Origin of the sequence: Nocardioides panaciterrulae (assembly GCF_013409645.1) — a bacterium.
Lineage (GTDB): Bacteria > Actinomycetota > Actinomycetes > Propionibacteriales > Nocardioidaceae > Nocardioides > Nocardioides panaciterrulae.
In genome coordinates this window covers 1,246,452-1,260,820 of sequence record NZ_JACCBG010000001.1, presented here as the reverse complement: position 1 = coordinate 1,260,820, position 14,369 = coordinate 1,246,452, and the positions used below count along the sequence as shown (strand labels likewise).

Below are 14,369 nucleotides of genomic sequence, written 5' to 3'. Positions count from 1 at the left end.
GCCGGGGGCGCAGTCACTGGTTCTGGGCCACGTAGCGCTCCGGATCCTTGTCGGAGGAGTCGATGCCGCCGGCGTGCTTGGCCTCGAAGACCAGGAACTTCACCGCGAGCTCGTGCCGCATCCCCAGGTCCGCGTGACGACGGAAGTCCGCCAGGTCCTCCCGCTCCTCCTCCGCCATGTGGTCGCTGTTGGCCAGGCGGGCGTCGATCACCGCCTTCCACCACGCATCCGTGCCCGGCCGCTCGGCGTTCGCCCGCGCCACGGCGTCGCGGATGTCGTTGTGGTCCCCGATGGCGTCCTCGGTCTCCTCCGCTGCGCTCTCCGCGCCGCCGGCGCCGCGGCCGACCCGCAGGACCTCCGGGTAGAAGATCTCCTCCTCGGCCGCCGCATGCACCTCCAGGAACCTCGCCAGCTGGGTCCAGACGGCGCCGAGCGAATCCGAGTCCCCGGGATCGATCTCGTCGAGCAGCGCGAACATGCGCCGCTGCTGATGGTGCTGGGACAAGATGTGCTCGGTGATGTCCATGACGCTCCCTTGCTCTTCGAGTGAGTCGCTCCAGCACCAGTGGTTCCCCGGTTCGACGACCGCCACACCGGGGAGGGCCGGTGGTCCCAAGGTGAGCGGACCGACACGCTGATCTACGGGTCGAATCGGAGGCCGGTTCAGGCCCGGGCTGCCGGCCACGCGGTCTCGCCCAGCCGTTCAGGATCGCGGAGCCTGCGCCGCCGGATCATGTGCACGAGCACCAGCACCGACACGAGCGCGGCGTACACGCACCACAGGGAGGCGAACACGCTCTGGTACAACACCGCCGCACCCACCAGGCCCACCAGGTTCAGCACTCCGAAGACCACGATCGAGCGGTAGCCCGAGAGCAGGGCGGGGCCGATGACCGCCACGACATAGAGCACTGCCCACCACAGCCCGTGGGTCACGCCCGTCTGGTACTCCACGGCGTGGGGATGGGGGGCCACTCCCACGGGTTGCGCGAGCAACCCGAGCAGCAGCGCGACCGAGACCACCAGGCCGAGCAGGACGAACGGCGAGATCCTCAAGCGCCCGCGGCGCGGCTCCAACAGCAGGAGCGACAGCGGCACGAGGGTCGGGAGCACCACCAGCGCGTAGCCGAGATAGACCAGAGCGGCGGCATGCGCCCAGCCGGCGCCGACGTCCCCGTCGATACCCGCCCACACCACCGCCTCCACGAGCTGGTGGAGCGCGAACAGCAACGGCAGCGCGGCGAACGGCAGCTCATCGAGCCGCTTCACCTCACGCAGCGACAGGACTCCCACCGGGACGAGCGCCGCCCCGGCCACCAGGTCGGCCTGAACCGAGAAACACACGGACCGATCCCCCTCACACCTCGCGCGCACAGCAGCGGGCGGCCCGACGCCACCCGCTGCGGTTCAGCATCTCAGTCGCGGCCAGGGAGCGGTCACCGACCTCCGGCGGAGGCGTTGCCGGGCGCGGTTCGCGCCCACCGGCCGGGGTCTGCGATCTCCTCAGCCGGTGGATCCGACGAGTTCCGGTCGACTTCCGAGCAGGTCGGACAGCTCGAGTCCTGCTGACTCGAGGGCGGGGAGCAGGTGGGTGTTCTCCTGCGCGATGCGCACCTGGCACAGGGCCACCAGGGCGCCCGCCGCGATGGCGGCGTCCACGCTGGTGACGGCTTGTTCCACCTGATGGATCGATGCGGCGATCACCCGATGCTCGTCCTGCATCGCTCGCGCCAGCAGGGCGGTCTTGTCGGTACGCACGGCCCGGTAGAGCAAGTCGGCCTCGATCCGGAGATGCGGCACGAGCTCGGCTCGCAGGAAACCGAGAAGTGCACTCCGGGACGGCCCCGGGGCCGAGCCGGACCTGACCGCATCGAGCAACGCTTCGACCCGCTCGGTCAACTGTTCCAGGAGCTCGTCGTGGTGGGCCGTCGCGGCCCTGAGCGTGGCGGACGGGAGGCGGACTGTAGCGGTCATGGGCGTTTCCTGATCTCCAGAGCAAGGGATCTCACCTTATTGTGACAATTATGTTCGTGTCAATGAACGACCAGGTCGTCTCAGCAACGAGCCGATGGGCTGGTTGCCCAGCCGATGCGGCGATGTTATACATGAACTAACTAGTTTCAATTCTCCGTCAGGAGCGCGACCATGAGACGACCGCCAGCCGTGTCCACGTTGTTGGTTGACCAGATCGACGAGGCACTGACCGCCCTCGACGACGCCCGTGCGGAGCTGGCACGCGTGGTCGCAGCGCGCTCACCGCTTCGAGACCACCGCGAAGCGCACGCAAGAGTCAGGCGCGCGTTCGACGAGGCGGACGCGCTGCTGCGTCAGGCGACCGCCACGGCCAGGCAACACTCCTACCGCGAGTGGGCGCTGTGGCGACACCGCCTCTCGAGCCTTGACGTCGCCCGTCAGATCCATCTCTTCGCCGAGCAGGACGAGCCGGGCCTGCTTCAGATCGGCAGCGTGCGCGCCATCGACACCGGCATGTCCGGCCCCGACATCGGCGATCTCCAACACGGTCGGTCTCGCGCTCCCGGAGCGCTGCCCACCTACGGGCTGGACCTCGAGGAGCTGCTGACCGCGCCCGCCGGGGTCGGGTCAACGACCGGGGACCCACCCGAGCAGCCCCGCACCGAGCCGCCGGCACGGCAGGCCGCGGCCGACCCGCCGAAGGCCGCGGGGCCCACGTCGCCAGTCCAGGCAGCCTGAGGGCGCACGGACGCGACGAAGCCGGTCATCTCGAGCCCGAAGCCTTGGCGCCGGTCCGCTCGCTCGCCGATTGTTATTGACAACCCGGCATGTGACAATCCTTGCGTGACGAGCGCGAGGCTGGCGGATCCCGCACCGCAGTTCCCCCCGGGCAGCCGGCGAGCGGCGGCGCTCGCCCTGCTGCGCGACACCGACCAGCCGCTGTCAGTGGCCGAGGTCGCGGAGGCCATGGACCTCCACGTGAACACCGCCCGCTTCCACCTGGACGGCCTCGTGGACGACGGCCTGGCCGTCCGGACGACCGAGCCGCGCGAGACGCCCGGGCGGCCGAGGATCCTCTACTCCTCCGAGGGCCTGTCGCCGGGTCCGCGCAGCTACGAGCTGTTGGCGCAGATGCTCACCGGCTTCGTCTCCTCCCTGGAGGGCGCCGACACCGCGACCGTCGAGCTCGGCAAGGCCTGGGGCAGGCACCTGGTCGAGCGCGCCGCGCCCTCCGAGCGTGTCGACGCCGAGGAAGCCCTGTCCCGGCTCGATCGAATGCTGGACGCGGTCGGGTTCCAGCCCGAGACCCAGGCGACGGAGGGGGGCGCGGAGGTGCGGCTGCGCCATTGCCCGTTCCGGGAGGTCGCGAAGCAACACCCCGACGTCGTGTGCGCGATCCATCTGGGTCTCATGCAGGGCGCGCTGGACGAGCTCGACGCGCCCCTGGCGACGACCTCGCTGGAGCCCTTCGCCACCCCCCACGCGTGCCTCGCCCGCCTCGCAACCACGCGGGCCGCGGGCCGACCGGAGTGACCGCGCCACGACCGCACCCTCATGACGACGAGGATCGATCGCCGTACATCCGATGACCCATGTTTCTACAAGGTGGCCCCGCGGTGCCGACCGATCCTGGTGACGGTCAGCCCTCTCTGCGCGCCTTGACGCAGCACTGGCCGGGCTCGGGCTCCAGACAGGCCGCGACCCGCTCGCACCCCAGGCCGTCGGCCACTCCCTGGACGAAGTCCCGGTTGAGCCCGCACACGAGCCGGGTGTGCTTCTTGGCGAGCGTGTCGAACGGGCAGTTGCTCAGCACCACGACGTCGGCCTCGACGTGCGGCTCGTAGCCCTGGCTCGCCAACACCTGTGCCATCGCCGCCAGCGGCTGCGCGGCGTCGACCCCGCTCGCGGCTCCGCCGACGTCGCGCCCCTCCGCGAAGGCGACCTCGTGGAGCGCGTCCTCCAGCGGCATGCCCTCGGCGCTGCGGGTGACCGCGGCGGCGAGGATGTCGCCGACCAGGTCGTAGCGCCTCGGCGGCAGCGAGACGGCGAACTCGCGGTCGGCCCGCCGGTAGAGCTTGCTCGGGCGTCCGGCGCCCGGACCGGACTTGCCGCTGAGCCGGCGGTACTCCACCGCGAGCAGACCCTCGGACACGAGCCGGTCGAGGTGGAAGTTCACGTTGTGCTGGGCGATGTCCAGGGCCGCGGCGGCCCGCTCGCGGCCGACCGGCTCCGGCTGCGCCACGACGTACTCGTAGAGCGCGCGACGCGTGTCGTCGGCGAGGGCGCCGATGCCGGCCGCCTGCGATGCCAGGTCCATGCCTCCACTCTAAAACACAATCTTCTTGACACAACAGATCCAGCGGTCTAGTTTCAAGGAAGTTACCTTTTAGAACCGGGAGAGCCCATGACTGCCACCCCGACCCACACCTCCCCGATCGCCTCCGGGCCCGACGAGCTCCGCGAGGCGACGGCGTGAGCACGGCTGCGGTCATCCCCACCGCGTGGCCCGAGCCTGCGCCGTGGCGGCCGCGCATCACGCATGCGCGGCCGGAGGCCGATCCCGAGGCGGCTGAGCAGGCAGCCGCCGCCCTGCTCACCGCGCTGGGGCTGGACCTCACCGACGAGCACCTGGCTGACACCCCGCGACGCATGGCGCAGGCGCTGATCGAGATGACCACGGCAGCAGACTTCGAGCTCACCACCTTCCCCAACGAGGAGGAGTACGACGAGCTCGTCCTGGTCCAAGACCTCCCGGTGCAGTCACTGTGCGAGCACCACATGCTGCCGTTCGTCGGCGTCGCCCACGTGGGCTACCTGCCGGGCGGCCGGATCCTGGGGTTGTCGAAGTTCGCCCGCATGGTCGACTTCCACGCCCGGCAGCCCCAGACCCAGGAGCGGCTCACCAAACGCATCGCCGACCACCTCCAGCGAAGCCTGCAACCCAAGGGCGTCGGCGTGGTGATCGAAGCCGAGCACACCTGCATGAGCCTGCGCGGGGCACGCGCCGTCGGCGCTCGCACCACCACCTCCACCCTGTTCGGGCAGCTCCGCGACGATCAGCGGAGCCGCGCGGAGTTCCTCGAGCTGACCCGGAGCAAGCCATGAACATCGTGGTGGTCGGCGGCGGCCTGGCCGGCGCCCACGCCGTCCAGGAGCTGCGCGAGCAGGGCTACCCCGGCGACATCACGCTCCTCGGCGAGGAGCGTCACCTGCCCTACGAGCGGCCTCCCCTGTCCAAGGGCCTGCTCCTCGGCACCGAAGAGGTGCAGTCGATCTTCGTCCACGACCAGGAGTGGTACGCCGACCAGCAGGTCGACCTCCGCGTCGGTACGTCGGTCACGGCACTCGACCTCGACCGCGGAAGGGTCCACGTCGGCGATCACCCCATCGCCTACGACCGACTCCTCCTGGCCACCGGCGCCGAGCCGCGGCGCCTGCCGATCTTGGACGCGCTCGAGGTGCCCGTGCTCTGCCTCCGCACCCTCGACGACGCCACGGCCCTGAAGAGCCACCTCGCCGGTCGCGTGCTGATCGTCGGTGCCGGCTGGATCGGCCTCGAGGTCGCCGCGGCAGCGCGCCGGGCCGGGGCCGACGTGACGGTGCTCGACACCGCCGCACTCCCGCTGCTCGCGGTGCTCGGGGTCGAGCTCGCGGCGCTGTTCGCCGACCTGCATCGCGAACACGGCGTCGACCTGCGCCTCGAGACCTCCGTGGTCGAGGCGGACGGATCCACGGTCACGCTGTCCGACGGCACTCGCCTCAACCCCGACGTCGTCGTCGCCGGGATCGGCGCCACGCCTCGCGACACCCTCGCCGCCCGCGCCGGGCTGGCCACCGGCAACGGGGTGCTGGTCGACGCGCGGCTGCGCACCCTCGACCCGCACGTCTACGCGGCCGGCGACGTCGCCAACCACGACCACCCGACGCTCGGCCGGCTGCGCGTCGAGCACTGGGACAACGCCATCGAGCAGGGCAAGCACGCCGCCCGCGCGATGCTCGGCGACGACCAGCCATACGACCGCCTGCCCTACTTCTTCACCGACCAGTACGACCTCGGCATGGAGTACGTCGGCCACGTCGGACCGGACGGCTATGACGAGGTCGTCGTCCGGGGAGACCGCGAACGGCGCATCCTCACCGCCTTCTGGGTCAGGAACGACCGGGTCGTCGCCGGCATGCACCTCAACGACTGGGACGCCATGGACTCGATCCGGCAGGTCGTGGGCTCGCCTCGTAGCCAGGCCCAGGAGACCACCGCGCGTCCCTAGCGGGACCCGCGCCCCCGACGGGACTCCCCCGTCCCCTATGCGGTGCGGGCGTTCCGCGGACACCGGCGGGGCCCGGGCCTATCGTGTCGTCGGGACTGTCGCCAGGCATTGCGGACGTGTGCGCACCTTCGTGCCCAGAGTCGTCGGACGACCGGATGGAGCACGTCGATGCTGAGAGTTCGAGCGGTGGCTGCGGTCGCGGTCCTGTCCATGGCCGCGGTCCCGGTGGGGCTGCTCGCGTCCCCAGCCGCGGCGTCGAGCGCGGGGGTCCTGAGGATCACCGCCGCCTCGTCCAGCACCAACGTGACGTTCTCCGGCTCGACGTCGGGCAGCACGGTGGTCACGGTCACCGACGGCACCCGAGGCGAGCTGAGCATCGCCGACCTCGACCAGCGGCTTCAGGATTCCGATGTGGTCCTGGACTCCGCCACGGTGTCCCTCGCCACGTCGATCATGGCCGACGGCCCGCACAGGCTCGACCTTCACGGGGCCGCGCTGCTCGAGGCGGATGTCGCGGTGTCGACGCAAGGGAGCGTCGACTTCGCCGGCACGGTCGACGGCAGCCACGCACTGAGCGTGAACGCAGTCCGAGGCGTGAGGTTCGCAGGGAGCATCGGGTCGGTGGCGCCGCCGACCTCCGTGACCATCGGTGCTCCCACCCCCACCTCGCTCGCAGCGGATGTCACCACCGCGGGCGGCCAGTGGTACGGCGGCCCGGTCGCCCTGGACGCGGACTCGACCCTGGCCTCGGTCGGAGGCGGGACTGTCGGGCTCAACGACGTCGGGCTCGACGGACACCGGCTGGGACTGCCCGGAGACTCCCTCCTCCAGGCTCGGGTCGGGGGGCCCGGCACCACACACGTGTTCGGGGGCGGCACCACCACCATCGCGGGGAGCGCGACAGTGGAGAGCCCGACCGTTGTCGAAGGGGACGCGACCCTGAGGGTGGACGGGGTGGCGGGAGAAGTCACGTTCACCGGCAACGGGACCCTGGCCGGCAACGGACGCACCGGCGACGTCCGCGGCATCGCCGGGATGCAGACGATCCGGCCCGGCACCGACGGCCGGGGGACGTTGAGCACCCACAGCATCGCCATGACCGCGGCGAGCGACGACCTCCGCGTGACGCTGGGCCCCGACGGGACGAGCGGCAGGGTGATCAGCCAGGGCAGCACCGCGTTGGCGGGCCACTTGACGGTGCACCTCGCCGACGGGTTCCTCCCCGCGGTCGGAAGCACGTTCACGATCGTGGAATCACCGGCCACCGCGACCCCGATCCAGGCTGCTTTCACGAACATGCCCGACGGATCCGAGCTGCCGATCGACGGTGTCGACCTGCGCATCGACTACGGCAGCCACGCGGTGACCCTGACCGTGATCGGGCCGCCGGAGGCGCCGACCTCGGTGACAGCGGCGCCAGGAGCAGGCCAGGCGCGCGTGAGCTTCTCAGCACCTGCAGCGGACGGCGGCAGCCCCGTGACCGGCTACACCGTCACCGCCGTCGACCTGACCACGCCGGCCGAGGGCGGTCAGGTGGCGCACGGCACGAGCAGCCCGATCACGGTCGACGGCCTGACCGACGGTGACCTCTATGTCTTCACCGTCACGGCCGAGAACGCCGCCGGGTCGTCGGCGCCCTCCCAGGACAGTCCGGCGGTGACGCCACGCCACGCCAGCACGACGACGCTGACTCCGCCGACCTCGACCATGGTCGGCGTGGCGGTCACCCTGACCGCCACGGTCGCCCCTGCTCCCAGCGCGGGCACCGTGACCTTCACCGATGACGGGCACCCGGTGGCCGGTTGCGCGGCCCGACCGGTGTCGACCACCGACGGCCGCGCGACGTGCACGACCTCGTTCGAGGCTGCCGGCTCCCACAGCATCCAGGCCACGTTCAGTGGCAGTCCGCAAGCCGAAGGCTCGAGCGGCAGCACGACGATCGGCGTCGACCCGGCCCAGCCTCCGGTCGCCGACGCGGGCCCCGACCAGGACCTGAAACTCGCCGGAGCTCCGACGCTGCGGGCCCGGCTCGATGGCGCCGGTCCGACCGACGACGGGGAGCCGAACGCGCTGACCTACACCTGGCGCGAGCGGAACGTGACCCTGGCCACCGGCGTCACCGCAACCGTCCCGCTCGGTGCCGGCACCCACCACATCACGCTCACCGTCGACGACGGCCAGTTCACCTCCACCGACGAGGTGGTCGTCACGGTGCTCGACCCGACGCCCCCGGTGGTCACCCCCACGACCGCCGGTCCGGTCGGTCTGAACGGTTGGTACGTCGGGGACGCCACCGTGACCTGGTCGGTCACCGATCCGGAGAGCGACGTCGACGCCAGCGTCGGCTGTGGTGCGACCGTGGTGGACGCGGACACCGTGGCCACGACCATCACCTGCCGGGCGACCTCTGCCGGGGGCACCACGACCGTCGACCAGACGGTGCATCGCGATGCCACTCCCCCCACCGTCGACTACGCCGGCAACACGGGCGGCTACGCCCTGACCGACACCGTCCACATCACCTGCTCCGCCACCGACCTCGTCTCGCGCGTCGCCAGCGACAGCTGCACCTCGGTGGACAGCCCGGCGTACCTGCTCCCTGGCGGCCCCCAGACCCTGACCGCCTCGGCCACCGACAACGCAGGGAACATCGGGCACGGGTCCACCAGCTTCACGGTCGTGGTCGACGCCGGGACGATGTGTGACCTGATCGGTTCGTGGACCGACAAGGGCACCGCGAACTCCCTGTGCACCAAGCTGCACCACCGGTCCTACACGTCCTTCGACAATGAAGTGCGCGCGCAGACCGGCAAGAGGCTCACCGTCGACCAGGCCGCTGCGCTGCTCCGTCTCCGCCGGGAGCTGTGAGCGCCGCCGGCGACCGGCTCGGTGGAGGCTGTTGCCCGGCTCAGCCGCGATGGACCGTCACGCGCAGGTCCTCGCGGCTGACCTCGAGCACCATGCCGTTGTAGATCCGCTCCCAGCGCGGGCCCTCGGGCTCCCAGCCGTCCGAGGCCACCGTGACCGCGTCGGCGGTGACCCGGAACATCAGCTCGTAGGTCGCTGTCCCGGCCTCGGGGCTGGGCGGGACCGACTCGTCCCAGAAGGCGAAGGCGAACAAGGACCGCTGGGTCAGCAGCAGGGCGTTCAGCGACACCAGGTGGTCGCTGGCCGCGGTGATCCTGCGGGCCACGGTCTGCAGCGCGTCGACGGGCCCGACGTCGCGCATGGCGGCCAGCACGAGGTTGAAGTAGCGCTCGCTGTCGGTGTCGCCCTCCGGCGTCCGGGCGCCGCACTCCTCGAGCAGGCGGTCGGCGGCCGACAGCGGGGTGAAGAAGCCGTTGTGCGCGAACGCCGCGCCGCCGGCGACGAACGGGTGGGTGTTCGCCGGGTTCGGATCCATCCCCGCCGAGGCCTTGCGCAGGTGCAGGATGGCGGCGTCGGTGTCGGCCTGCTTGGCCGCGGACCAGAAGTCCTCGCTGCCCTGCGCCGCCTCGGGCGACTTGGCCACGACGAGGTCGTCGTCCTGGTTCCAGTAGGACATGCCCCACCCGTCGCAGTGGATCGAGGACAGCGCCGCGAACGGCGTCAGGTCGGTCGCGAGGGTTTCGGTGAGCGGGGCCGGGGCGTGCGAGACCACGCCGAGCAGGCGGCACATGCGTTCGATGTCCTTGTCTGTCGTCCAAAGGCCCGGGCCGTTCGCCGGTCCGGGGTGGTGCGGGTCGGGTCAGGCCGTGGGGGCCAGGCCGGCTTGGGACGTGGGGTCGAGCTGGCTCGGGCGCCGCCCGCCGGTGGCGGGTCGCCGGCCGAGCCGCCGGTCGACCAGGCCGGCGAGCTGTCCGAGCAGGTAGTTGATGGCCACGTAGACCAGGGCGATGATCACGTAGGTCTGGAAGAGCAGGTGGGTCCGCGCGGTGAGGAAGTCGGCCTGCTTCATCAGCTCGGGGTAGCTGACGGCATAGCCGAGTGTGCTCTCCTTGAGCAGCGTGACGAGCTGCGCGATCAGGGTCGGCAGCACCAGCCGGATCGCCTGCGGCAGGATCACCAGGCGCAGCGACTGCCAGTAGGTGAGCCCGATCGCCTGCGCCGCCTCGCTCTGACCGCGGTCGAGCGCCCTGACGCCGGCCCGGAAGACCTCGGCGATGACGGCCGAGCAGACCATCACGATGGGGACCACGAGCTTCCAGAAGATCGGCAGGTTGATGTTGTAGCGAGGCAGGGCCAGGAGGAAGACGTAGATCAGCAGCAGCAGGGGGATCGAGCGGAACAGCTCGATGTAGCCGGTCGCGAGCCACCGCAGCGGGCCCCGGGGCGAGAGCCGCATCAGCGCGAGCAGCGCTCCCAGGGGGAAGGCCAGCAGTGCGCTTATCGCGGTCGCCTTGAGGGTGCCCTCCAGTCCCGCCCACAGCACCCGCAGGTACGGCCCGGTCGTGAACGCCTGCCAGCGGTACGCCTCCAGCTGGCCGTGGCCCGCGAGCGCGGCCAGGGCCAGGCCGATCAGGAGCAGTGCCGCCAGCACGGAGGCGATGGTGAACATGACGATCCGGCGCTGGGCGCGGGGACCCGGGGCGTCGAAGAGGACGCGGTTCGCGGTGCTCATCGCTTGATCGCCAGCCTTCGCTCGAGCCGGCCCCCGACCGCTCCGGCGCTCAGCGCGACCAGCAGGTAGACGGCGCCGGCGAACAGGAAGCAGACGACGGCCTCGGCGTACTGCAGGTTGAGCTGCTGGGTCCGGTTGGTCAGCTCGGGCACCCCGACCGCGGCGGCGAGCGCCGAGCTGAGCAGCACCCCGATGAAGACGTTCACCAACGGCTGCACCATCGCGCGGAAGGCCTGCGGCAAGATGACGTGGCCGAGCACCTGGTTGAAGGACAGCCCGATCGCCCGGGCGGCCTCCGCCTGGCCGACCGAGACCGAGTTGATCCCGCCGCGCATCGCCTCGCACACGAAGGCCGAGCCCGACAGGGCCAGGCACACCGCGGCGGAGGCGAAGAGCGGGATCGTGACGCCCGCGTCGGGGAGCCCGAAGATGACCAGCACCAGCAGGGCCAGCAGCGGGATGTTGCGGAAGAACTCGACGTAGATCGAGCCGATCACCCGCAGCGGGGTGATCGGCCCGACCCGGAACACCGCGAACATCGTGCCCAGCAGCAGGGCGCCGACGTAGCCGAGCACCGTCAGCTCGATGGTCACCACGACTCCCTGAAGCAGGAAGCCGATGTTGTCGATGATCACGTGCATGGCAGTGCGCCGTCTCCGTCCGAGAGGATGTGCGGGTGGGATGTGTCGGTCAGGAGCCGGGGACCGACCCGATCGTCGGCGGCTTCGGCGCGTCGCCGCTCACGACCGTGCCGATCGTGGCCTTCCAGAGCTTGGCCCAGTCGCCGCTGGCGTAGATCTTCTTCAGGAACGCGTTGACGAAGGGCTTGGCGTCGGTGTCCTTGTTGAGTCCGACGCCGTAGGGGTCGACGGTGAAGGGGTCTCCACCGACGAGCTTGACGGAGTCGTTGCTGAGCGCGTCGCCGAGCAGGATGCCCTGGTCCAGCACGTAGGCGTCGGCGCGCCCCTGCTGGACGGCCGCGACGCACTGCTGGTCCTCCTTGAAGAGCAGCACCTTGGCCTTCGGCGCGAGCTTCTTGACGGCGAGGGCCGCAGTGGAGCTGCTCTCGGTCGCCACGGTCTTGCCGTTGAGGTCGTCGACGCCCTTGATCGAGGTGTTGTCCTTCTGCACCATGATCGCGTCACCGGACTGGTAGTACGGGCCGGCGAAGTCGACCTTCTGGGCGCGCTCGGGGGTGATCGAGTAGGTCGCGAACACCGCGTCCACGGTGTTGTTCTGCAGCATCGTCTCGCGGGTGTCGACCGAGGTGATGGTCAGCTGGGTGAGCGCCTTCACGTCGTCCTTGCCGGTGATGTAGTGCGCCAGCATCTGGGAGAGCCCGGCGTCGAAGCCGGTCAGCTCGCCCGTGTTGATGTCCTTGATCGAGAACAGCGGGCCCGAGTCGGTGCCGCCCACCTTCAGATAGCCCTGGGCCTTGATCTTCTTCGCCCACGCGTTCTGGTCCACGTCAGCGGCGCTGGCGACCGGTGCCGAGGTGATGATCTTGTCGTACGACGCGCCCGCCTTGGCGCCGATGCCGTCGATCGAGGGGGCGTCCGACGAGTTGCCGCACGCGGCCAGGACCGTGATCGAGGCGGCGGCGACGGTGGCGAGAGCAACCGCCCGTCGTCCGCGTCCCGAGATAAGCAGGGCCATTCTTCCTCCTGAGTGGGGTGGAGCGCTGGTTGGGGTGAAGCGGGGTCGGCGCGTCAGTGCGCCAGGATCTTGGACAAGAAGTCGCGGGCCCGTTCGGTCCGGGGGTTGCTGAAGAACTCGTCGGGAGTCGCCTCCTCGGCGATCTGCCCGGCGTCCATGAAGATCACGCGGTCGGCGGCCTGCCGGGCGAAACCCATCTCGTGGGTGACGACGAGCATCGTCATGCCGTCGCGGGCCAGCTCGGTCATCACATCGAGGACCTCGCTGATCATCTCCGGGTCGAGGGCCGAGGTCGGCTCGTCGAAGAGCATCACCTTCGGCCGCATCGCCAGCGCCCGCGCGATCGCCACCCGCTGCTGCTGGCCGCCGGACAGCTCACTGGGGTAGCTGTCCTCCTTGTTCTCGACGCCCACCCGCCGCAGCAGCGCGCGGGCCTCCGCGAGAGCCGCCTCCTTGCTCTGTCGCCGCACCTTCAGCGGCCCGAGCATGATGTTCTGCAGGACGGTCCGGTGCCCGAAGAGGTTGAAGGACTGGAAGACCATGCCGACGTCGGAGCGGAGTGCCGCCAGGGCCTTGCCCTCGTCGGGCAGCGGCTGTCCGTCGATGGTGATGGTCCCGGTCGTCACCGTCTCGAGCCGGTTGATGCACCGGCAGAGCGTGGACTTGCCCGAGCCCGAGGCGCCCACCACGACGACGACCTCGCCGCGGGCGATGTCGAGGTCGACGTCGCGCAGCGCCTGGAAGCCGCCGAACGACTTGCCGACGCCGGAGAGCCGGACCAGGGGTGCACCCTCACGGGCGGAGGGCGGCACCACGGTGGAGGACGAGGCGGGCAGGTCGGTCATGACAGCCGAAGGTAGGACCTCGAGGGCCCCAAAGGCCAATAGAGATCTCAGAGGGGACACCATCGATCTGTTTATGATGCCGGGTGCTCGACCCCCAACAGCTCCGCCTCCTCCAAGAAGTCGCCCACACCGGTTCCTACTCGGCGGCCGGGCGGTCGCTAGGGTTCACCCAGCCGGCGATCAGCTATCAGATGAAGGCCCTCGAGAAGGCCGTCGGCACCCCGTTGACGGTCCGGATGGGCCGCACCATGAGGCTCACGCCGGCCGGCACCAGCCTGCTCATGCACAGCCAGCGGATCCTGGCCGCGATCCGCGCCGCGGAGAGCGACCTCGCGGCGTTGACCAGCTCCGGCACCAGCGTCGTGCGGTTGGCGGCCTTCCCGTCCTCGTGCGCGACGGTCGTGCCGGCGGCGATGGCCGGGATGCGGCGGGCGTTCCCGAACATCGAGATCCAGCTGGTGCAGGCCGAACCCCCCGAAGCCCGGGCCCTGGTCCGCCGGGGTGACGTCGAGGTCGCGTTGAGCTACCGCTTCTCCGACGCCCCGGAACGGGTGCCGGACGGCGAGGGCGGGGCCGGGCTGCACCAGCGTGAGGTGCTCGTGGAGGACATGCACCTGATCGTGCCGCTGGACGACCCCGCCGCCTCCCACCGCCTGGTGGACCTCGCCCAGCTCGCGGAGGCCACCTTCCTGCTGGCCAGCCCGAACTTCGAGGACCGCCTCCGCAGGGCCGCAGCCGCAGCCGGCTTCACGCCCAAGGTCGTGAGGATGGCCGACGACTACGTGGCCATGCAGGCGCTGGTCGCTTCCGGATTCGGGGTCGCCTGGGTCCCGGACCTCGCGTTGCGCGCCCACCGTGACCCGCGCGTCGTGTCGCGCAGCCTGGTCGGTTGGCCGCAGCGGCACATCGGTGTCGAGGCCTGGCCGGACCTCCTCCGCGTCGAGCCGGTTCGGGCGATGGTCGACCACCTCAGCGCTGCCGGCGCGGCTCTGCGACGTCGCTAGTGCGGCGTCACGTCGCCGCCTC

Annotated in this window: 15 protein-coding genes; 6 read left to right on the top strand and 9 right to left on the bottom strand. The window is 70.7% G+C overall.

What is annotated here, in order from left to right:
• Positions 1-13: 13 nt before the first annotated feature.
• From BJZ21_RS05915 to BJZ21_RS05905, 3 genes are all read right to left on the bottom strand, one after another.
• The gene (locus BJZ21_RS05915; protein ID WP_179662900.1) at positions 14-526 is read right to left on the bottom strand and encodes a hemerythrin domain-containing protein; all 513 of its coding nucleotides are present in this window, start codon (positions 524-526) and stop codon (positions 14-16) included.
• 137 nt (positions 527-663) lie between these two features.
• Positions 664-1,344, bottom strand: a complete 681-nt coding sequence (locus tag BJZ21_RS05910) for a DUF6629 family protein (protein ID WP_179662899.1) — start codon at positions 1,342-1,344, stop codon at positions 664-666.
• A gap of 159 nt (positions 1,345-1,503) precedes the next feature.
• On the bottom strand, positions 1,504-1,974 hold the full coding sequence (locus BJZ21_RS05905) for a hemerythrin domain-containing protein (protein WP_179662898.1): 471 nt from the start codon (positions 1,972-1,974) through the stop codon (positions 1,504-1,506).
• A gap of 171 nt (positions 1,975-2,145) precedes the next feature.
• On the opposite strand from BJZ21_RS05905, the gene BJZ21_RS05900 reads away from it, so the two are divergent.
• Positions 2,146-2,712, top strand: a complete 567-nt coding sequence (locus BJZ21_RS05900; RefSeq protein WP_179662897.1) for a hypothetical protein — start codon at positions 2,146-2,148, stop codon at positions 2,710-2,712.
• A 105-nt stretch (positions 2,713-2,817) separates the two neighbouring features.
• Positions 2,818-3,507 carry a helix-turn-helix transcriptional regulator gene (locus tag BJZ21_RS05895; RefSeq protein ID WP_343051978.1) on the top strand — a complete coding sequence of 230 codons (690 nt, stop codon included), beginning with the start codon at positions 2,818-2,820 and terminating at the stop codon, positions 3,505-3,507.
• Between the two features lie 106 nt (positions 3,508-3,613).
• Here BJZ21_RS05895 and BJZ21_RS05890 read toward each other — a convergent pair whose 3' ends face one another.
• Entirely contained in the window at positions 3,614-4,291 is a 678-nt protein-coding gene (locus BJZ21_RS05890; RefSeq protein ID WP_179662896.1) for a helix-turn-helix transcriptional regulator, read from the bottom strand.
• Positions 4,292-4,446: 155 nt separating this feature from the next.
• Here BJZ21_RS05890 and folE point away from each other — a divergent pair, with 155 nt between their 5' ends.
• From folE to BJZ21_RS21675, 3 genes are all read left to right on the top strand, one after another.
• Positions 4,447-5,079: a GTP cyclohydrolase I FolE gene (folE, locus tag BJZ21_RS05885; protein WP_179662895.1), complete on the top strand. Its 633-nt coding sequence runs from the start codon at positions 4,447-4,449 to the stop codon at positions 5,077-5,079.
• Positions 5,076-6,242: an NAD(P)/FAD-dependent oxidoreductase gene (locus tag BJZ21_RS05880; protein ID WP_179662894.1), complete on the top strand. Its 1,167-nt coding sequence runs from the start codon at positions 5,076-5,078 to the stop codon at positions 6,240-6,242. The genes folE and BJZ21_RS05880 overlap by 4 nt, the downstream gene beginning before the upstream one ends.
• 186 nt (positions 6,243-6,428) lie before the next feature.
• The gene (locus tag BJZ21_RS21675) at positions 6,429-9,110 is read left to right on the top strand and encodes an Ig-like domain repeat protein (RefSeq protein WP_179662893.1); all 2,682 of its coding nucleotides are present in this window, start codon (positions 6,429-6,431) and stop codon (positions 9,108-9,110) included.
• A 40-nt stretch (positions 9,111-9,150) separates the two neighbouring features.
• Here the strand turns inward: BJZ21_RS21675 and BJZ21_RS05870 are convergent, their stop codons facing one another.
• The 5 genes from BJZ21_RS05870 to BJZ21_RS05850 all read right to left on the bottom strand — a co-directional run bounded on the left by BJZ21_RS05870 (position 9,151) and on the right by BJZ21_RS05850 (position 13,343).
• Positions 9,151-9,900 carry a class II glutamine amidotransferase gene (locus BJZ21_RS05870; protein WP_179662892.1) on the bottom strand — a complete coding sequence of 250 codons (750 nt, stop codon included), beginning with the start codon at positions 9,898-9,900 and terminating at the stop codon, positions 9,151-9,153.
• Positions 9,901-9,969: 69 nt separating this feature from the next.
• The gene (locus tag BJZ21_RS05865) at positions 9,970-10,842 is read right to left on the bottom strand and encodes an amino acid ABC transporter permease (protein ID WP_179662891.1); all 873 of its coding nucleotides are present in this window, start codon (positions 10,840-10,842) and stop codon (positions 9,970-9,972) included.
• Positions 10,839-11,483 (bottom strand): amino acid ABC transporter permease, encoded by a 645-nt coding sequence (locus tag BJZ21_RS05860; RefSeq protein WP_179662890.1) that lies wholly within the window; start codon positions 11,481-11,483, stop codon positions 10,839-10,841. Before BJZ21_RS05860 ends, BJZ21_RS05865 begins: the two co-directional genes overlap by 4 nt.
• Before the next feature lie 49 nt (positions 11,484-11,532).
• A complete protein-coding gene (locus tag BJZ21_RS05855; protein ID WP_179662889.1) occupies positions 11,533-12,498 on the bottom strand; it encodes a glutamate ABC transporter substrate-binding protein in 966 nt (321 codons plus the stop codon).
• 53 nt (positions 12,499-12,551) lie between these two features.
• Entirely contained in the window at positions 12,552-13,343 is a 792-nt protein-coding gene (locus BJZ21_RS05850; RefSeq protein WP_179662888.1) for an amino acid ABC transporter ATP-binding protein, read from the bottom strand.
• A gap of 83 nt (positions 13,344-13,426) precedes the next feature.
• On the opposite strand from BJZ21_RS05850, the gene BJZ21_RS20830 reads away from it, so the two are divergent.
• Positions 13,427-14,347, top strand: a complete 921-nt coding sequence (locus BJZ21_RS20830; RefSeq protein WP_179662887.1) for a LysR substrate-binding domain-containing protein — start codon at positions 13,427-13,429, stop codon at positions 14,345-14,347.
• Positions 14,348-14,369 lie beyond the last annotated feature (22 nt).